14 protein-coding genes and 1 pseudogene are annotated in these 18,318 nt (G+C 72.1%); 11 read left to right on the top strand and 4 right to left on the bottom strand.

Annotated features, from left to right (window positions below; translation table 11 throughout):
• Window positions 1-44: 44 nt before the first annotated feature.
• Window positions 45-524: a methylated-DNA--[protein]-cysteine S-methyltransferase gene (locus tag ACNAW0_RS09990; protein WP_416287455.1), complete on the bottom strand. Its 480-nt coding sequence runs from the start codon at window positions 522-524 to the stop codon at window positions 45-47.
• A gap of 291 nt (window positions 525-815) precedes the next feature.
• Here ACNAW0_RS09990 and ACNAW0_RS09985 point away from each other — a divergent pair, with 291 nt between their 5' ends.
• Both ACNAW0_RS09985 and ACNAW0_RS09980 read left to right on the top strand, forming a co-directional pair.
• Window positions 816-1,337 carry a hypothetical protein gene (locus ACNAW0_RS09985; protein ID WP_416287524.1) on the top strand — a complete coding sequence of 174 codons (522 nt, stop codon included), beginning with the start codon at window positions 816-818 and terminating at the stop codon, window positions 1,335-1,337.
• A 25-nt stretch (window positions 1,338-1,362) separates the two neighbouring features.
• A complete protein-coding gene (locus ACNAW0_RS09980) occupies window positions 1,363-2,877 on the top strand; it encodes a flotillin family protein (protein ID WP_416287454.1) in 1,515 nt (504 codons plus the stop codon).
• A gap of 62 nt (window positions 2,878-2,939) precedes the next feature.
• On the opposite strand, the gene ACNAW0_RS09975 is transcribed toward ACNAW0_RS09980, so the two are convergent.
• Window positions 2,940-4,397, bottom strand: a complete 1,458-nt coding sequence (locus ACNAW0_RS09975; RefSeq protein WP_416287453.1) for a CCA tRNA nucleotidyltransferase — start codon at window positions 4,395-4,397, stop codon at window positions 2,940-2,942.
• 129 nt (window positions 4,398-4,526) lie between these two features.
• On the opposite strand from ACNAW0_RS09975, the gene murJ reads away from it, so the two are divergent.
• The 7 genes from murJ to ACNAW0_RS09940 all read left to right on the top strand — a co-directional run bounded on the left by murJ (window position 4,527) and on the right by ACNAW0_RS09940 (window position 13,031).
• Window positions 4,527-6,281 (top strand): murein biosynthesis integral membrane protein MurJ, encoded by a 1,755-nt coding sequence (gene murJ / locus ACNAW0_RS09970; protein ID WP_416287452.1) that lies wholly within the window; start codon window positions 4,527-4,529, stop codon window positions 6,279-6,281.
• A gap of 424 nt (window positions 6,282-6,705) precedes the next feature.
• The gene (locus tag ACNAW0_RS09965; RefSeq protein ID WP_416287451.1) at window positions 6,706-8,328 is read left to right on the top strand and encodes a protein kinase family protein; all 1,623 of its coding nucleotides are present in this window, start codon (window positions 6,706-6,708) and stop codon (window positions 8,326-8,328) included.
• Between the two features lie 46 nt (window positions 8,329-8,374).
• Entirely contained in the window at window positions 8,375-9,103 is a 729-nt protein-coding gene (sigM, locus tag ACNAW0_RS09960) for an RNA polymerase sigma factor SigM (protein ID WP_416287450.1), read from the top strand.
• Window positions 9,100-10,149 carry a hypothetical protein gene (locus tag ACNAW0_RS09955; protein ID WP_416287449.1) on the top strand — a complete coding sequence of 350 codons (1,050 nt, stop codon included), beginning with the start codon at window positions 9,100-9,102 and terminating at the stop codon, window positions 10,147-10,149. Before sigM ends, ACNAW0_RS09955 begins: the two co-directional genes overlap by 4 nt.
• A 192-nt stretch (window positions 10,150-10,341) precedes the next feature.
• A complete protein-coding gene (trxB, locus tag ACNAW0_RS09950) occupies window positions 10,342-11,295 on the top strand; it encodes a thioredoxin-disulfide reductase (protein ID WP_416287448.1) in 954 nt (317 codons plus the stop codon).
• Between the two features lie 34 nt (window positions 11,296-11,329).
• Entirely contained in the window at window positions 11,330-11,653 is a 324-nt protein-coding gene (gene trxA, locus ACNAW0_RS09945; protein WP_416287447.1) for a thioredoxin, read from the top strand.
• A gap of 217 nt (window positions 11,654-11,870) precedes the next feature.
• On the top strand, window positions 11,871-13,031 hold the full coding sequence (locus tag ACNAW0_RS09940; protein ID WP_416287446.1) for an N-acetylmuramoyl-L-alanine amidase: 1,161 nt from the start codon (window positions 11,871-11,873) through the stop codon (window positions 13,029-13,031).
• Between the two features lie 82 nt (window positions 13,032-13,113).
• Here ACNAW0_RS09940 and ACNAW0_RS09935 read toward each other — a convergent pair whose 3' ends face one another.
• Window positions 13,114-13,782, bottom strand: coding sequence for a GNAT family N-acetyltransferase (locus tag ACNAW0_RS09935; protein WP_416287445.1), 669 nt, complete (start codon window positions 13,780-13,782; stop codon window positions 13,114-13,116).
• Between the two features lie 295 nt (window positions 13,783-14,077).
• Between ACNAW0_RS09935 and ACNAW0_RS09930 the strand changes: the two genes are divergently transcribed.
• Both ACNAW0_RS09930 and ACNAW0_RS09925 read left to right on the top strand, forming a co-directional pair.
• Window positions 14,078-15,391, top strand: coding sequence for a PLP-dependent aminotransferase family protein (locus ACNAW0_RS09930; RefSeq protein ID WP_416287444.1), 1,314 nt, complete (start codon window positions 14,078-14,080; stop codon window positions 15,389-15,391).
• A 7-nt stretch (window positions 15,392-15,398) separates the two neighbouring features.
• Window positions 15,399-16,397: a D-alanine--D-alanine ligase family protein gene (locus ACNAW0_RS09925; RefSeq protein ID WP_416287443.1), complete on the top strand. Its 999-nt coding sequence runs from the start codon at window positions 15,399-15,401 to the stop codon at window positions 16,395-16,397.
• Window positions 16,398-16,548: 151 nt separating this feature from the next.
• Here the strand turns inward: ACNAW0_RS09925 and ACNAW0_RS09920 are convergent.
• Window positions 16,549-17,143: pseudogene (locus tag ACNAW0_RS09920) on the bottom strand (hypothetical protein); the annotation flags it as partial.
• Between the last annotated feature and the right edge of the window lie 1,175 nt (window positions 17,144-18,318).

Below are 18,318 nucleotides of genomic sequence, written 5' to 3'. Positions count from 1 at the left end.
GACCCGGCCCTCGCGCGTTCCCGCCAGCCTCCCGCCGGGGTACGTCAGGACCAGGCGCGCTGGAACGCCACCCGCGCCTCCAACTCCAGCAGAGTCACCTTGCGCGGCAGCCCGCCACCGAAGCCGACCAGCTTGCCACCGGCGCCGACGATCCGGTGACAGGGCACGATCACCGGCACCGGGTTCCGGTTGCAGGCGACCCCGACCGCCCGGGCCCCGCCCGGGTCGCCCACCGCCGTCGCCACCTCGCCGTAGGTTCGCGTCTCCCCGTACGGGATGCGGGTCATCTCCCCCCACACCGCGCGCTCGAACTCCGACCCCCGCGGCGCCACCACCGGCACGGTGAACTCGGTCAACTCACCGGCGAAGTACGCGCGCAACTCGGCCAGCACGCGTACGGCGATCTCGTCGCCGGGCTGCTCGGTCGCCGACTCCACCCGGCCGAAGTGCGCCCCACGGACGGCCTCGCCGTCGGTGGCGACGGAGAACTCCCCGATCGGCGAGTCGAGCACGGTCCAACGCATGCCCCCATTCTGTTCGCCCCGGTCGGGCAAAGTTCTCCCGGCCCCGTGCGCCTGAGGTACGGAGGTGGGCGGTGGCAGAGGTGACCGCTGCCCGCCGCCGACGTTGCCTGGGTCAGCGACGACCGGCTGCTCTACCGGCGGCCGTACGGATCGCGGGACTTCGTGCTCGCCGACCCGTCCGGCCGGGAACTGGTCCGCCAGCCACTGCCGAAACCGATGGTCGATCTTGACCTGACCGTCGCCCCGCACTGAGCGTTCGGACAGCCGACGCCCTTGCGCCGCATCGATATCGTGCAGGTCGTGGCCACCGGAACGCTCATCTTCCTGATCATCGGCGGGGTCGGGGCCGGTGTGCTGGCACTCGCCCTGCTCGGCGCCGAGCTGTTCACCTTCGGCCACCCGGACGTCGACGGTCCGGTGTCGCTGGAGGCGGTCGCCGGGTTCACCGGGGCGTTCGGCTTCGGCGCCGCCATCGTCAACGAGTTACTCGGCGGGCGTACCCCCGGGATGATCGCGGCGGCGGTGGCCGGCGGCGCGCTCGCCGCCGTGCCCACCGGCTGGCTGGCGGCCCGGCTCAGCCGCGCGGCGCGGAACATGCGTACGGACGCCACGCCGACCCGCGACCATCTGGTCGGCGCGGTCGGCCTGGTGGTGACCCCGGTCCCCGCCGACGGCTACGGCGAGGTCCGGGTACGCCTCGCCGGCCAGCCGGTCAAGCTCAACGCCCGCGCCGACCATCCGATCCCGGTCGGCGCCCAGATCTTCGTGATAGAGGCGCTCAGCGAGACCAGCGTGCACGTCGAAACCTACTGATCCCCCAAACAGAGACGGAACTGCCATGCTCCCCCTGCTCGTCGCCATCGGCGGCGCGGTCCTCCTCGCCGTCCTCCTCATCCTGTTCGTGCTCTCCCGGATCAAGGTGGCCGGCCCGAACGAGGCGTTCATCGTCACCGGCCGCAAGGGCCGGACCACCCAGACCGCCGACGGTGGGCGCTCCACCGACATGTCCGGCCAGAAGGTCGTCATGGGGGCATCGGTCTTCGTCATGCCGGTCGTGCAGAAGCTGCAGTCGCTGGACCTGTCCAGCCGGCGGATCCACGTCGAGATCCAGGGCGCTGTGAGCAAGCAGGGCATCCGCGCCAACCTGCAGGGTGTCGCGATCGTCAAGGTCGGCGGCACCGAGGACGCGATCCGCGCCGCCGCCCAACGCTTCCTGCATCAGCAGGACGAGATCGAGGAGTTCACCCGCGAGGTGCTGGCCGGCGCGCTGCGCTCGATCGTCGGCCGGCTCACCATCGAGGAGATCATCCGGGACCGGGCCGCGTTCGCCAGCGCGGTGGCCGAGGAGGCCGAGCACTCGATGACCAACCAGGGCCTGGTGCTGGACACCTTCCAGCTCCAGGACATCCTGGCCGAAGGGTCGTACCTGCAGGACCTGGGTCGACCGGAGGCGGCCCGGGTGCTCAAGGACGCCGCCATCGCCGAGGCCCGCGCCCGGCAGCAGGCCGAACAGGAGCGGCTGCTCGCCGAGGAGGCGATCGCCGAGGCGAACCGGAACCTGTCCCTCAAGCAGGCGGCCATCCAGGCGGAGATCGACGCGGCCAAGGCCAAGTCGGCGGCCGCCGGCCCGCTCGCCCAGGCGGAGCGGGACCAGGCCATCCTCTCCGAGCAGCAGAAGGTGGCCGAGCGGAACGCCGAGCTGAAGCAGCGGCAGCTCGACACCGAGGTGCGCAAGCCGGCCGACGCGGCCCGGTACAAGGTCGAGCAGGAGGCCGAGGCGGCCCGCAACGCGGCGGTGCTCAACGCCGACGCGCAGCGGCAGGCCACCATCGCCGCCGCCCAGGCCGCCGCCGAGCAGGCCCGGCTCACCGGTGAGGGCGAGCGGGCCCGCCGGGCCGCGCTGGCCGAGGCGAACGCGATCGAGGGCGCCAAGGAGGGTGAGGCGGAGCAGCGCCGGCGCTCGGCGATCGCCGAGGCGGTCGAGCGCGAGGGTCAGGCCGAGGCCGCGGCCATTCTGGCCAAGGGGCAGGCCGAGGCCGACGCGATGGCTCGCAAGGCCGAGGCGTTCGCCGCGTACGGCGAGGCAGCGGTGCTGGACCTGCTGGTCAAGGTGCTCCCGGAGGTGGTCGGGGCGGCCAGCGCGCCGATCGGCGCGATCGACAAGATGACCGTCATCTCCACCGACGGCGCGTCGTCCCTGACCAAGTCGGTGGCCGGCAACGTGGCTCAGGGCCTGCAGCTCGGCAGCGACCTCACCGGCATCGACCTGGCTGGACTGCTCGCCAAGCTGGGCGGCGCGCACATCAGCGGCAACGGCAAGGCCGCGGTGGAAGCCACCGCCACCGACGCCTGAGCGGTAAGGAAGGGCCCCCTGTTAACGCCTCGCGTTGTACAGGGGGCCCTTCTTAACACCCGTCAGGAAATGACGCGCTGCTCCCGGGCCCAGCGCAGCAGCTCCGCCTCGGCCTCGTCCCGCTCCAGCGGGCCACGCTCCAGCCGCAGCTCCTTGAGGTGCTGCCAGGCCTTCCCCACCACCGGCCCCGGCGGCACGCCGAGCAGCTCCATGATCGCGTTGCCGTCCAGGTCGGGGCGAACCCGGGCCAGGTCCTCCTCGGCGGCGATCCGCGCGATCCGCTCCTCCAGCGCGTCGTAATCGGTCGCGAGCTGGGCCGCCTTGCGCCGGTTGCGGGTGGTGCAGTCGGAGCGGGTGAGCTTGTGCAGGCGGGACAGCAGGTCACCGGCGTCGGTGACGTACCGGCGCACCGCCGAGTCGGTCCACTCGCCCCGGCCGTACCCGTAGAAACGCAGGTGCAGGCCGACCAGCTTGACCACCTGGGCGGTGACGTCCTTGGGGTAGCGCAGGGCCTTCATCCGGGCCTTGGTCAGCCGCGCGCCGACCACCTCGTGATGGTGGAAGCTGACCCGGCCGTCCGGGCCGACCGCCTTGGTGGCCGGCTTGCCGACGTCGTGCATCAGCGCGGCCATCCGGAGCACGAAGTCGCAGCCGTCCTCCATGGACATCGCGTTGCTGACCACGGTCAGGGTGTGCTCGTAGACGTCCTTGTGCTGGGCGTGCTCGTCGATCTCCAGCTTGAGCCCGGTCAGCTCGGGAAGGAAGCGCTCGGCCAACCCGGTGTCGACCAGCAGCCGCAGCCCGGTGATGGGGTCCGCGCCGCAGAGCAGCTTGGTGAACTCGTCCCGGATCCGCTCGGCGGTGATCCGGTCGAGGTCGGCGGCCATCCGGGTCATCGCCTCGCGGACGTCCGGGTGCACCGTGAACCGCAGTTGGGCGGCGAACCGGGCCGCGCGCAGCATCCGCAGCGGGTCGTCGCCGAAGGACTCCCGCGGCGTGCCCGGGGTACGGATGACCTTGGCGGCCAGGTCGGCCAGGCCACCGTACGGGTCGGTGAACCGGTGCTCGGGGACGCTGACCGCCATCGCGTTGACGGTGAAGTCCCGGCGCTTGAGGTCGTCGACCAGGCAGGTCCCGTATACCACGATCGGGTTCCGGCTGACCTGGTCGTACGCCTCGGCGCGGAAGGTGGTGATCTCCAGCCGGAGCCCGTCGCGCTGGCAGCCGATGGTGCCGAACTCCCGCCCGGTCTCCCAGATCGACTCCGCCCAGCCCCGGACGATTTTGATCGTCTGGTCCGGGTGGGCGTCGGTGCAGAAGTCGAGGTCCTCACCGAGGCGGCCGAGCAGCGCGTCGCGTACCGAGCCGCCCACCAGGTGCAACTCGTGACCGGCCCGGGCGAAGCGCCGGCCCAGTTCGTCGGCGACCGGCGAGACGCGGAGCAGTTCGGCGACGGCGTTGCGCTGCGCTGCGGTCAGCTCGCGACGGTCGGCGGCGTGGGAGGCGAAAGCTTCGGACATGGGATCGCCAGCCTATCGGGCCGGGGTGGGATCTACTGCGCCGGGCGTGGGTAAGCGGTCGAGGTTGACTAAGGTCTTGGGCGTGCGGGCCCGGAGGTCCGGCTCCGACGTACCCCTTGGAGGCTGGAGATGAGCGGCGGGCTCTACCGCAGCGCGAACGCGCACGGCGGCGGCCAGCCGCCGGACGACGGGGCCACCTTCATCTCCGCCGAGCCGCTGAACCAGCCGGGGGCCGAGGCCGTCGCGCCGCCGCAGGAGGTGGTCGCGGAGACCAGCGCGGCGGCGAACAGCGCGGTGATGGCGGCCGGCAGCCTGGTGAGCCGGGGTACGGGCTTCATCCGCAACCTGATGATCGGCGCCGCGCTCGGCAACGCGGTCGGCAACGTGTACACCACCGCACTGTTCCTGCCGAACCAGGTGTACGAGTTCCTCCTGGGCGGCGTGCTCACCAGCGTGCTGATCCCGGTGCTGGTCCGGCGCCGCAAGATCGACCCGGACCGGGGCGAGGCGTACGCGCAGCGGTTGCTCACCCTCGCGGTGCTCACCCTTGCTGCCGCCGCGCTGATCGCGGTGATCCTCGCCCCGGTGATCACCGCGATCTACGCCAGCGGCAAGGACGACACGTACAAGGGACTGGTCAACCACCTGTCCTACCTGATGCTGCCGATGCTCTTCTTCACCGGCTTGAGCGCGCTGATCGCCGCCGTGTTGAACACCCGGGGGCACTTCGCCGCACCCATGTGGGCGCCGATCCTGAACAACCTGGTGGTGATCGGCGTCCTCGGCCTGTACATCGGCGTCTACGGCGCCAAGGCGCTGCAGCCGGGGCAGATGACGCCAGGCCGGATCCTGCTGGTCGGCGGCGGCACCCTGCTCGGCGTCGCGGTGCAGGCCGCCGGCCTGCTGCCGGCGCTGCGCCGGGTCGGCTTCCGGTGGAAGTGGCGGTTCGACTTCCGCGAGCTGGGCCTGCGCGAGCTGGCCCGGCTCGGCGCCTGGATGTTCTGCTACGTCGGGGTCAACCAGCTCGGCCTCTTCGTGGTGGTCAACCTGCTCACCCGGGCCGCCGGTGAGGGCAGCAAGGGCGAGACCAAGGCCGGCCTGCTGATCTACAACAACGTGTTCCTGCTGCTGATGATGGCGCACGGCATCATCGCCGTCTCGATCATCACCGCGCTGATGCCCCGGATGAGCGCCGCCGCCGGCGAGGGCCGGTTCCGCGACGTCACCGCCGACCTGTCCCGCGGCACCCGGATGGTCACCGCCGTACTCGCCCCGGTCGCGGTCTGCTACGCGGTGCTGGCCGGCCCGATCTCGGTCGTGATCTTCCAGTACGGCGCGTTCACCGGCGAGAACGCGGTGGCCACCTCGACCGTGCTGCTGGTGGCGGCGGTCGGCCTGGTGCCCTTCGCGATCAGCCAGCTCTTCACCTTCGCCTTCTACGCGCTGCCGGACACCAAGACCCCGGCACTGGTCAACATCCCGGTGGTGGCGCTGCGGGTGCTCCTGCAGATCGGCCTCTTCCTCGGGTTCTCGGCCACCTTCGCGGCGGCCGGCATGATGCTGGGCAACGCGATCTCGTACCTGGCGGCGGCGGTGATCTCGGCGATCCTGCTGCGTCCAAGGGTGGGCCGGATCGGGCTCGGCGAGATCATGCGGACCATGGGCCGGGTGCTGGTCGCCGCGCTCGGGGCGGCCCTGGTCGGCCTGCTGGTGATCCGGCTGCTTCCCGGCGACCCGGCGCACCTGAGCCGGCTGGCCGCCATCGTCCAGCTGCTGGTCGGCGGTGCCGTGATCGGCGCGACGTACCTCGGGCTGGCCATGGTGCTGCGGATCGGCGAGATCACCGAGGTGGTCGGCATGGTCCGTCGCCGCCTCGGCCGCTGACCCGACCGGCTCCGGTGACGGACGGTGAACGAGGATCACCAGCCTGGGGATACGGCTGTGGATAACTCGGAGTTTCACGGCTGAACGGGCCTCTCGGCCTGTGGACAACCAACCGTAAGGACGAGGGTGGTCGGTCGAACCGGGGGAACCCCCGAGGTCGGAGGCCGCCACACCGGTTGCGCCCCTGCGTCGACTACTTGCCGTCAACCTCTAGATTGGCTGGTGCGTGTGCCGGCGACTACGGCCGGGCCGATCCCGTGCGGTCGGCTGCCGCGGTCACTGGCGTCCCACCGGCTACGGCGGGAAGATGACATGTCGGAGAACCGGGCATCCCGGGTAAGGTCGCTCTCGACGGGTACGGCAGGTGCCGACGCGGGCGCGACACTGGTCTGCCGGTTCCTTGGAAGGCAGAGCGGAAAGCCACATGGCCAGCAGCACGGGTCCATCGATCGACACGATCACCGAGGGAGGACGGGTGACCCAGGTCGGCGAAGGTCAGGAGGCGGAGGAGACTGCCCCTCCGGTCATGACCTTCGGTGCTCCCACGGCCGGTGAACTCCTTGCCGAGCGGTACGAGCTGGTCGAGCACATCAACAACGACAGCGCGGGCCGGCTGGTCTGGCGCGGGGTCGACGTCGTGCTGCGCCGTCCCGTCGCAGTGGTCCTCCGCTACCCGGGTGGCGACTCCGCCACCGAGATGCTCCAGGCCGCCGTCGCGGCGAGCCGGGTGATCCACCCCAACCTGGTCGGCGTCTACGACGCTATCGACGAGGCCGACCGGGCGTACGTCGTCCGCGAGTGGGTGGACGGGCAGTCCCTGCGCGAGCTGGTCACCGTTAACGGGCCGCTCGATCCGGTCCGGTCGACCGCCATCGGCAGCGCCGTCGCGAGCGCCCTGGCCGCGGTGCACGCCACCGGCATGGTCCACGGCAACGTCCACCCCGGCACCGTGATGATCAGTGACGACGGCCGGGTGGTGCTGGCCGACGCGCGAACCGACGGCGACGACAGCCAGGAGAACGACCTCCGGGCGGTCGGCGGGGTGCTCTACTTCGCCCTGACCGGCCACTGGCCGCACGGCGAAGCCCCGCTGCGCGGCGCCACCGCCGGGCACGGTCGCGCCGCGCTCCCCGACGCGGTCCGCGACGCCAGCGGAGCGATCGCCGCACCCCGCCAGGTACGCGCCGGGGTGCCGGCGTACCTCGACGACCTCACCATGGACCTGCTCGACCCGGAGATCGCCCCACCGTCGTCGGACGTGTTGGCAGCCGAGCTGAACCGGCTGGACGTCCCCGCCGACGACTTCCTGGAGCCGACCGGCCCGCTGCGCTTCGCCGCCGACACCGGCGAGGAGCCGTCGCCGCTGGCCGCCGCCGGTGGCCGCAAGGTCGCCCTGGGCATCGCCGGGCTGCTGGCGGTGGCCCTGGTCGGGCTGCTCGTCGGGATCAGCGTGCTCGGCGGCGGCGACGACAAGAAGGGCACGGGGACCGAGCGGGCGGCCAACCCCACCTCCAGCAGTACGCCCTCCGCCGACGAATCGACCCCGGCCGTCGCGCCGGCCCACAAGCTCAACATCCAGGACGTCCGGATCATCGACCCGGACAGCCGCAAGCGCGATGAGCTGGCCGACGCCGAGAAGGTGATCGACGGCGACGACGAGAAGGGCTGGGAGACCCAGACCTACACCCGGGCGAACTTCGGCAACTTCAAGAGCGGCATGGGCGTCTGGATCGACCTGGGCGCCCCGCACACCGTCAAGTCGGTGCAGGCCGTCCTCTCCGCCACCGGCGCCTCCGCCCAGCTCCTCGCCGGCACGCAGGACTTCGCCCCCACCTCGGCCGGCGACAAGGACCTCGTGACGAGCTACAAGCAGACGGCGATCGGGCAGCCGTTCGATGAGCACGACGGCACCAAGATGATCTTCAACGGGTTCGACCCCGAGAAGAAGTACCAGTACCTGCTCTTCTGGATCACCAAGTTGCCGATGAAGGACGGGGGCGGCGGCTACAAGGTGGGCGTCCAGGAAATCACGGTCACCGGCTCGTGAGCCGTCCGCCGCGCCGGCCGCACCGCCGCCCCCGGACGTGGTGACGATGGGTCGCGGCGGGCGTACGATCCGGCCGGCGACCGGGGACGACCTGCCGGCCGGGGCGCCCGACGTCGACCTGCTCCGGGCCCACGTCGACGGCGACCGGGACGCCTTCACCGAGCTGTTCCGCCGGCACCGGGACCGGCTGTGGGCGGTGGCCCTGCGTACGCTGGGCGACCGCGAGGAGGCGGCCGACGCGCTGCAGGACGCCCTGCTGTCGGCGCACCGGGCGGCGGCCCGGTTCCGCGGCGACTCGGCGGTGACCACCTGGCTGCACCGGATCGTGGTGAACGCCTGCCTGGACCGGATCCGGCGGCGCCAGACGCACGCCACGGTGCCGCTGCCGGACGGGGTCCACACCGACGGGGATCCCGGCCGGCACACCGGCGGCGTGGAGCCGGCCGCTCCGGCCCGCGACCATGACACCGCGCTGGTGATCCGGCAGGCCCTCGCCGAACTGCCGGCCGAGCAGCGGGCCGCGCTCATTCTGGTGGACGTGCAGGGCTATCCGGTGGCCGAGGTGGCGCGAATACTCGGCGTGGCCGAGGGGACGGTCAAGAGCCGTTGCGCCCGCGGGCGGGCCCGGCTGGCCGTACGCCTCGGGCACCTGCGCACCGGTTCGGACGAGGTGACGGACGTGCCCCGCGTCACCGGGGGGAACCCCCGGTCGCCGGAGGGCGTCAGATCGACGTCGGGACGGCCCCGGCGGGACGCCAGCCAGGAGGAGACGTGACTTCCCGGGAGTTCAGCGGGGTCGACCACGACCTGCTCGCCGACTACGTCGGTGGGGCGCTGGACGGCACCCCGGAGCAGGCGGCCGTCGCCCGACTGATCGAGGAGGACCCGGCCTGGGACGACGCGTACGTCGCGCTGGCCCGGGCGGTGAACCTGGTCCGCGCCGACCTGGCCGACTGGGCCGACGCCCCCGCGCCGGAGATGCCGCTGACCGTGATGGACCGGATCACCGCGGCGCTCGCCGGTGCCGGGCCGGCCCCGGCCGGCGCCACCCCGTCCGACGCCGAGGAAGAGGCCCGCGCGCCCGGCCCGGACCGGCATGACGTCGTCGGCCGCGATGCGGACTCGCCCGGCCCGGCCGAGGTTCGCGCCGCTCGGGCGCCGGCGCCGAGTGTCGTGCCGAGCCAGCCCCGGCGCGCGGACGGCGCGACGCGGCCCGTCGAACACCCGGCCCGCAACACCGGACCGGGCCGGCGCTCCCGGCGCTGGGTTCGGATCGCCGGACCGGTCGCCCTGGTGGCCGCCTCGGTCACGGCGGTCGGCTTAGGGGTCAGCAACCTGATCGACGCGGGGCGCAGCGACCAGGGCGTGACGACCGACGCTGGCCCGGCCGCCGGCGCGGCCCAGGACGGCTCCGGCCCGCTGGCCGCCGCACCGTTCCGGACCACCGGCCCTCCCCTGCACAGCGGCACCGACTACGGCCAGGAGCAGCTGTCCGGCGGTGCCCGTCCGCTCGCCGCCCCCGCTGTCCCCAGCGAGGGCCGGGCAACCAAAACGTCCCCGCAGCGAATCTCGGAGGCCGGCGACCTGGACCGGCTCGCCCGGCCCGAGGCGCTGAAGTCCTGCCTCCGCGCCATCAGCGCCGAGCACGCCGCCGGACAGCTCACCGTCGAGCTGATCGACTACGCGTCGTTCCAGGGGCGTCCGGCGCTGGTTGTCACCTTCCTCGACGCGGGCGGTGAACGCTGGGCGTGGGTCAGCGGGCCGGAGTGCGGGGTGCCCGGGTCCGACGCGGACACCCGCTTCCGTACGCGGGTAGGGTGAGGTCACGGTCGCCGGGGGTGTCCCGCCCCGTGACGTGACCCACCGGATGACCGGCTCGGGAATCACCGCTCCGTACGATGACGTTCTGCAAGTCAGGTGTCGACGCCGCCGAGCCGTCGGCACTCCGGATCGGCATCGTCCTCGGCGGCAATCGCCGGAGCGGATGACGAATACACACATCGGGAGACGGCAGTGGACGAGGTCCGCAACCTGATCATCATCGGCTCCGGGCCGGCTGGCTACACCGCGGCGGTTTACGCCGCGCGCGCCAACCTCAAGCCGCTCGTCATCGAGGGCGTGCAGTCCGGTGGCGCGCTGATGACCACCACCGAGGTGGAGAACTTCCCCGGTTTCGCGGACGGCATTCTCGGTCCCGAGCTGATGGACAACATGCGCAAGCAGGCCGAGCGGTTCGGTGCCGAGTTCCTGACCGACGACGTGACCCGGGTCGAGCTCAAGGACACCGGCGAGGTCGGCTCGAACGCGGTCAGCACGGTGTGGGTGGGCGAGACCGCGTACCGGGCCAAGGCGGTAATCCTCGCCACCGGCTCCGCGTGGCGTCCGCTGGGCGTGCCCGGCGAGCAGGAATACCTCGGCCACGGCGTGTCGTCCTGCGCCACCTGCGACGGATTCTTCTTCCGCAACCAGCACATCGTGGTGGTCGGCGGCGGCGACTCGGCGATGGAGGAGGCAAGCTTCCTCACCCGGTTCGCCGAGTCGGTGACGATCATCCACCGCCGGGACTCGTTCCGCGCCAGCAAGATCATGGCGGAGCGCGCATTCACCAACGACAAGATCAAGGTCGAGTGGAACACTGTGGTCGACGAGATCCTCGGCGACGACGGCAAGGTCAGCGGCGTCCGGGTCCGCAACGTGCACACCGGCGAGACCAAGGTGCTCGATGTCACCGGGGTCTTCGTGGCAATCGGCCACGACCCGCGCAGCGAGCTCTTCCGCGGCCAGGTGGAACTCGACGACGAGGGGTACGTGCGGGTGCAGGCGCCGAGCACCCGGACCAACATCCCGGGTGTCTTCGCCGCTGGTGACGTGGTCGACCACACCTACCGGCAGGCGATCACGGCGGCCGGTACGGGCTGTGCCGCCGCGCTGGACGCCGAACGCTTCATCGCCACCCTGCAAGGCTGAAGAATTTTCGCAAGGTCCCGGAGGAGGGGTCATAGTGGGAGCAACCAAGTCGGTCACCGACGCGAGCTTCGCGATCGACGTGCTGAAGTCCGACAAGCCGGTCCTGGTGGACTTCTGGGCGGAGTGGTGCGGGCCGTGCCGCAAGGTGTCGCCGCTGCTCGAGGAGATCGCGGGCGAGATGGGTGACCAGGTCACCATCGTCAAGCTCAACATCGACGAGAACCCCGAGACCGCCCGCACCTATCGGGTGATGTCGGTGCCGACCCTCACCGTCTTCAAGAACGGCGAGCCAGTGCAGTCCATTGCCGGCGCCAAGCCCAAGGGCGAGCTGGTCAAGCTCATCGAGTCGGCCCTCTGAGCCGACGGCCGCCCGCCGGAACCCCCGTCGCCCTCTCAGCCTGGGCACGGGGGTTTCCGCATTCCGGGGCGGCGACAACATTCCCGGGCGGCGACGACCTGACCTGAACGAACCCGGAGCCGACTGGCGACCGGCACGGTACGCTCCGTAGGCGCCCCCAGCGAGGGGAGCACCTCCGTCGGAATCTCCGGCCAGCGTCCGTGCAGAGGGGGTCGTCGTGCGTCCCATCCGACCCGGTGACCGGGGACCCGCGGTGGCCGAGATCCGTACCGTGCTCACCGGCCTCGAGCTGCTTCCGTCCGCCGGCCAGCGGGACGAGTTCGACGCCGAGACCGAACGCGCGGTCCGGGCGTTCCAGCAGTCCCGCGGGCTGAGCGTGGACGGGCGGGTCGGCGCGGAAACCTGGCGGGCACTGGACGCGGCCCGCTGGCGGCTCGGCGCCCGCACGCTGTACCACGCCGTACCCGAGCCGCTGATCGGCGAGGACGTCCGGTCGCTCCAGGAACGCCTGCTGGAGATGGGGTACGACGTGGGCCGCGCCGACGCCATCTATGGGATTCGCACCGCGCGGGCGGTCGCGCAGTTCCAGCGGGAGATGGGACTGAGGCCGGACGGCGCCTGCGGTCCGCACACCATGAACGCGCTTCGCCGCCTCGGTCGGAAGGTGGTGGGCGGGCGGCCGCAGTGGCTCCGCGAGTCCGACGCCATCCGCCAGGCCGGGCCGACCCTGGTCGGGCGGACCGTGGTGATCGACCCGGGACACGGCGGCACCGATCCCGGGGAGGTGGTGCCCGACGGCCCGCTGCGCTGGACCGAGGCGGACATCGTGCACGACCTGGCCAGCCGGCTGGAGGGGCGGCTGGCCGCTGCCGGCGTACGGGTGCAGCTCACCCGCGGCCCCTCGCCGGAGACCTGCCTGCCGGACGCCGATCGCGCCCAGCTCGCCAACTCCCTCGGCGCGGACGTCTTCATCTCGCTGCACACCGACGGACACACCAATCCGGCGGCCAACGGGGTGGCCACCTACCACTACGGCACCGACAACGGTGTCACTTCGGCCACCGGCGAGCGGCTGGCCGGCCTGGTCCAGCGGGAGATCGTCGCCCGGACCGGGCTGCGGGACTGCCATACCCATGCGAAGGCGTGGGACCTGCTGCGGCTGACGAAGATGCCGGCGGTCCGGGTCGAGGTGGGCTACCTGACCTCGCCCGAGGACCGGGGCCGGCTGGTCGACCCCCGGTTCCGGGACAAGATCGTCGAGGCGATCGTGGCCGCGGTGCAGCGGATGTACTTCCCGATCGAGCGGGACGTCCCCACCGGCTCCATCGACGTCAGCGAGCTGCGGGCGATCGTCGCCGCCGGCACGGTGGCGGACTGAGGCGCCCGCCTCGCGGCTCGCGGTTCGACGCGCTCGGCTCACGGTTCGAGGCGCTCGGCTCGCGTTCGGTGGACCGAGCCGCTCAGCCCATGGCGCGGGTGGCCGGGGCCGGGCGTACCGGGCGGAGCAGCGTCTCTGGGCTCATCGAGCCGAGCAACTTCTCCAGCGCGTACTCGACGTCGGACTTCCAACTCAGCGCGGTGCGCAGCTCCAGCCGCAGCCGGGGGTAGCGGGGGTGCGGGCGGACCGTCTTGAAGCCCACCGAGAGGAAGAAGTCGGCCGGTGCCAGGCAGGCCCGGGTCGGGTCGTCCTCCGCGTCGTCGCCGAACTTCGCGTCGCCGAATGCCTCGATCGCCTTGATGCCGCGCTTGGTGAGATCCCGGGCCACGCCCTGGACCAGCATCCGGCCCAGGCCGCCACCGGCGAAGGCGGCCACCACGTTGGCGGTCATCAGCAGCGCCGCGTCCGCGGAGACCGGCGAGGTGGGAAACGCCATCGAGCGCGGGACGTACGCCGGCGGGGCGTACATGACGAAACCGGCCGGCATCCCGTCGACGTACGCGAGCTTGCCGCAGGAGCCCCACTCCAGCAGCGTCTGGGAGACCCAGGCCTCCTTCTCCAGCCCAGGATCGCCAGCGGCGCACGCCCGGTCGGCGGAAACTGGATCCAATTCCCAGTAGACGCAGCGCCGGCATCGGCGGGGCAGATCCTCGAGGGTGTCGAGGGTCAGACTGACCAGACGTCGCGACATCAGCGCATCCCCACCCATAGGCTCAGAGCTGAAACCAGCGCGTTTTCACGCCGCCGCATTCCCTGCCCCCCGACGAGCGATCGTACGCTGCCGGCCGCCCGTACGGGAGGGGACGCGCGAACGCCCACCTGTGCCGGTGCGGGTCGGTCCGGGATGTGGGCGTTCACCACACGGCGGCCCGCACATTTGGCCAGGGCGGACTACGATCGGCGAACGGCGTCCCGCGCCGCCATGGTTGCCGGCATTGCGGGTACCACACCGGGCAGCCCCGCCGACACCCGATCGAGGTGATGTCATGACCGGCACGACGCTCGACGACTACACCGACCGGTACGCCCGCCGGGTCCGGGGGATGACGGCCTCCGAGATCCGAGCACTCTTCGCGGTGGCCAGCCGGCCGGAGGTGGTCTCGCTCGCCGGTGGTGCCCCGTACATCGCGGCGCTGCCGCTCGACGCGGTCGGCGAGATGCTCGGGCGGCTCGGCGGCGAGCAGGGCGTCACGACGCTTCAGTACGGCATCGGGCAGGGCACCCTGGAGCTGCGCGAGCGGATCTGCGAGGTGATGGCCCTTTCCGGGATCGACGCGGCATGCGGCGCCTCGCCGGAGGACGTGGTGGTCACCGTCGGCGGCCAGCAGGCGCTCGACCTGGTGGCCCGGCTCTTCCTGGACCCGGGTGACGTGGTGCTCGCCGAGGGCCCGACGTACGTCGGCGCGCTCGGGGTGTTCCAGGCCGCCCAGGCACAGGTGGTGCACGTGCCGATGGACGAGGCGGGACTGATCCCGGAGGCGCTGGAGGCGGCCATCGCCGACCTGGCCCGCGCCGGCCGGCGGGTCAAGTTCCTCTACACCATCCCCACCTACCAGAACCCGACCGGTGTGACCCTGAGCGAGGAACGGCGCGAGCGGGTGCTCGACATCTGCGAGCGGGCCGGCCTGCTGGTGGTGGAGGACGACCCGTACGGCCAGCTCGGCTTCGAGGGGGTGGCGCCCGCGCCGCTGCGGGCCCGCCGCCGCCACGGCGTCTTCTACCTCAGCACCTTCTCCAAGACCTTCGCGCCCGGCCTGCGGGTGGGCTGGATCCTCGCCCCGCACGCCGTACGCGACAAGCTGGTCATCGCCAGCGAGGCGCAGATCCTCTGCCCCAGCGGGTACGCGCAGGCCGCCGTCTCGACGTACCTCGGCACCATGCCGTGGCGCGAGCAGCTCAAGGTCTACCGGGAGATCTACCGGGAGCGCCGGGACGCCATGCTCGGCGCGCTGGCGGACCTGATGCCGGCGGGCACCACCTGGACCACCCCGGGGGGCGGCCTGTTCGTCTGGGCGACTCTGCCCGACGGTCTGGACGCCAAGGCGATGATGCCCCGCGCCATCACCGCCCGGGTCGCCTACGTCCCGGGCACCGGCTTCTACGCCGACGGCACCGGCGCCGGCAACATGCGGCTCAACTTCTCCTTCCCGCCGCCCGAGCGGATCCGGGAGGGCGTCCGCCGGCTGGCCGGCGTGATGGAGCAGGAGATCGCCATGCGCAGGGTCTTCGGCGCGGTCGGCGGCACGGGGCCGCACCGCCGACAGGGTGGCGCGGACGCGCCCGGCCCCGACTTGGCATGATTCCCGCATGGCCGTCAGCCCTGTTGTCCCCACGTCCGTGACCGATCTTGCCGGAATCGACGAGCTGCACGTGCTGGTGCTCGCCGGCGGCCTCTCGTACGAGCGGGACGTCTCGCTCCGGTCCGGCCGGCGGGTGCTCGACGCGCTGCGGGCGGTCGGCGTCGAGGCCGAGCTGCGGGATGCGGACGTGGCCCTGCTGCCCGCCCTGGCCGCCGATCCGCCGGACGCCGTGGTGATCGCCCTGCACGGCGCCACCGGCGAGGACGGCTCGCTGCGCGGGGTGCTGGACCTCTGCGCCGTGCCCTACGTCGGCTGTGATGCCCGCGCCGCCCGGCTCGCCTGGGACAAGCCGTCCGCCAAGGCGGTGCTCCGCGAGGCCGGCATCCCCACGCCCGACTGGGTGGCCCTGCCGCACGACCGCTTCTCCGAGCTGGGCGCGGTGGCCGTGCTGGACCGGATCGTCGACCGGCTCGGCCTGCCGTTGATGGTCAAGCCGGCGCAGGGCGGATCCGGGCTGGGCGCCGCGGTGGTCCGGGACGCCGGGTCGCTGCCGGCCGCGATGGTCGGTTGCTTCGCGTACGACCAGACGGCGCTCGTGGAGCGTTACGTGCCGGGCATGGACGTGGCAGTCTCGGTGATCGACCTCGGCGAGGGCCCGCAGGCCCTGCCCCCGGTCGAGATCGTGCCGCGCAACGGCGTGTACGACTACGCCGCCCGGTACACCGCCGGCCGTACCACCTGGCACGCGCCCGCGCGCCTCGACCTGGAGACGACCGAGCGGGTGGCCGAGGTGGCGCTCGCCGCGCACGGAGCGCTCGGCCTGCGCGATCTCTCCCGGGTCGACCTGATCGTCGACGCGGCCGGGCAACCGCACGTTCTGGAGGTCAACGTCTCCCCGGGGATGACCGAGACCTCGCTGCTGCCACTGGCCGTCCAGGCCGCCGGGCTGGACTTCGGGCGGGTGCTCGGCCTACTGGTCAGCCGAGCCGCCGCCCGTCGTCCCTAGCGCCCCGCCGGGCCCGGGGGGCCTCAGGCCGGCCGCTGCTCGGTCGTCGCGTTGCCCGCCGGCTCCGGGATCTCCTCGGCGGCCTCGATCACCGAGACCGTCTCCTCGCCGACGTCGTACGCGCCCGCGTCCGCCTCGGCCGAGGCGGAGAGACTCGACGGTGCCTGCCACTGGATCCGTGGCGGCTCGGCGAGCGGGCGGCCGCCGAACTCGGCCAGCCACGCCGCAACCAGGGCCAGGTTCTCCCGCCACTGCGCCTCGGAGATCGGGGGCAGGATCGAGTCCCACAGGGGCAGGAACGTGCCCCGCAGTTGGAGTTGCCCGTACGGCCGCGCCAGGAACCACATGTGCAGGTGCGCGGAGCCGTCACCCCAGCGATTGACGTGCACCCGGGCGACGCCGTCCAGCGAGCGGATGGCGCGTTCCAGGCGGACGGTCATCACCCCCAGCTCGGCGGCGAGCAGGTTCGGCAGATCGCCGAGATCGAGATGGGAGCGGGACTCCAGAATCAGCACCATCGGGAGGCCGGTGGGTCGGTCCATCGCCCGGACCCGCCACCGCTCACCGACCCAGATGTACGCCTCGTCTGGGGCGCTGCAGGCGGTGCACTCCCGGTTGCCCTCGCCCCGGCGGGGCGGTTCGACCGGTACCGGATCGTCGAGCTTCTTGACACGGAGGTGGCCCTCGAAAGGGAAGGAGGGCCACTGGGTGAAGTCCGGAACTGAGGGAGGGGGGGTGTCCTGCACGACGCTGACCCTAGCCCAGTTGCCGCCCCCTGTCCCTACTCGATTTTCCGCCCGCAGGGCGCCGGTGTTCGGCCAGATGTCGAGTTATCCACCGCGTTGTCCACAGGCCGATGGAATCACTACCGCAGGGCGCCATCCACAGCTCAGTAAGGGTTTCACCGCGTTGTTTCACGTGAAACGAGGCTGACCTGTGGACAACGATTGTGGATAACCGGGCGGCTGTCGGGGCCGGTTATCCACCGGTCATCTGTCGGGGCGATTGTCCGCCGGTCACCGGCCCTCTCTTCCCAACGATCGGGCCTGTGATCGGCACCGGCCTCCGGCCGGCTTTGTCGTCACCCAGCCGGGAGAGACTCGGACTATGGCTCGTGACGTCGCCCGGTCGGCACCCAATCGGTGGCCCGGTATTTCGGACCAGCCGGGACCGGGCGGTTGCCGCTCGCGCCTCGGGCTGCTTCTCCCACAGCGGAGTTCCGGCCGGTGGGCGCAAAGGCGTGAGTGCGGGTAGGTAGCGGAGTATCAAGACACCGTCGCCCGCCGGCCAGCCGGAGCGTCCGGCCGGCCACGCCAGCGCAACCGGGGGAGCCGGACTAGCTGGCACCCGCTGCGCTGTCAGAGGTGCCGCATGGTCGTACGTGCCGGCCTCCACCCCGCCTCGCCTCCGCTTCCACTCCGCTTCCACTCCGCTTCCACTCCGCTTCCACTCCGCTTCCACTCCGCCTCCGCCTCGCCTCCACCGCCCATTCCGCGCGGCCTCCTTAGCCGGCACCCCCGTTGAAGGGGTCGTGCTGAACAGCGGGCACGGGCGTCTCGGACGCCGCTCGGGATGGCGCCGTGAACAGGGCCGGCGCCGTTTCACGTGAAACGGGCTCGACGGGTGTTCGGGCAGAGAGGCCCTGCGCCAGCAGCACCGGCATCGGGCCGGCGGCGGCTTGGCCCGGGGCTGCGTCACCGCTTCTCGACGGCAACGAGGTGGCGGCATTGCGGTCTCGCTGGTTTCACGTGAAACGGTGGCATCCAGTGCTCGCACGCTGGATTAGCGTGAAGCAGGACCGAACCACGGTGCCGCCTCCCGACCGACGCCTCCCGACCGACGGCACCCGGTGGCGGCAGCCGGTGACGGCAGCCGGTGACGGCAGCCGGTGACGGCGCGCGGTGGTCTCGCTGGAGCGAGC

Origin of the sequence: Micromonospora sp. SL1-18 (assembly GCF_047921505.1) — a bacterium.
GTDB lineage: Bacteria > Actinomycetota > Actinomycetes > Mycobacteriales > Micromonosporaceae > Micromonospora.
Note: the sequence above shows the minus strand (reverse complement) of the source record. Positions and strands in the feature narration are given on the sequence as shown.

Bases quoted from the DNA above. Each gene is read 5' to 3' on its own strand.
- ACNAW0_RS09980 (WP_416287454.1), top strand. From the start codon at position 1,363: ATGCTCCCCCTGCTCGTCGCCATCGGCGGCGCGGTCCTCCTCGCCGTC.
- ACNAW0_RS09990 (WP_416287455.1), bottom strand. From the start codon at position 524: ATGCGTTGGACCGTGCTCGACTCGCCGATCGGGGAGTTCTCCGTCGCC.
- ACNAW0_RS09935 (WP_416287445.1), bottom strand. From the start codon at position 13,782: ATGTCGCGACGTCTGGTCAGTCTGACCCTCGACACCCTCGAGGATCTG.
- sigM (WP_416287450.1), top strand. From the start codon at position 8,375: ATGGGTCGCGGCGGGCGTACGATCCGGCCGGCGACCGGGGACGACCTG.
- ACNAW0_RS09930 (WP_416287444.1), top strand. From the start codon at position 14,078: ATGACCGGCACGACGCTCGACGACTACACCGACCGGTACGCCCGCCGG.
- murJ (WP_416287452.1), top strand. From the start codon at position 4,527: ATGAGCGGCGGGCTCTACCGCAGCGCGAACGCGCACGGCGGCGGCCAG.
- ACNAW0_RS09965 (WP_416287451.1), top strand. From the start codon at position 6,706: ATGGCCAGCAGCACGGGTCCATCGATCGACACGATCACCGAGGGAGGA.
- ACNAW0_RS09975 (WP_416287453.1), bottom strand. From the start codon at position 4,397: ATGTCCGAAGCTTTCGCCTCCCACGCCGCCGACCGTCGCGAGCTGACC.
- ACNAW0_RS09925 (WP_416287443.1), top strand. From the start codon at position 15,399: ATGGCCGTCAGCCCTGTTGTCCCCACGTCCGTGACCGATCTTGCCGGA.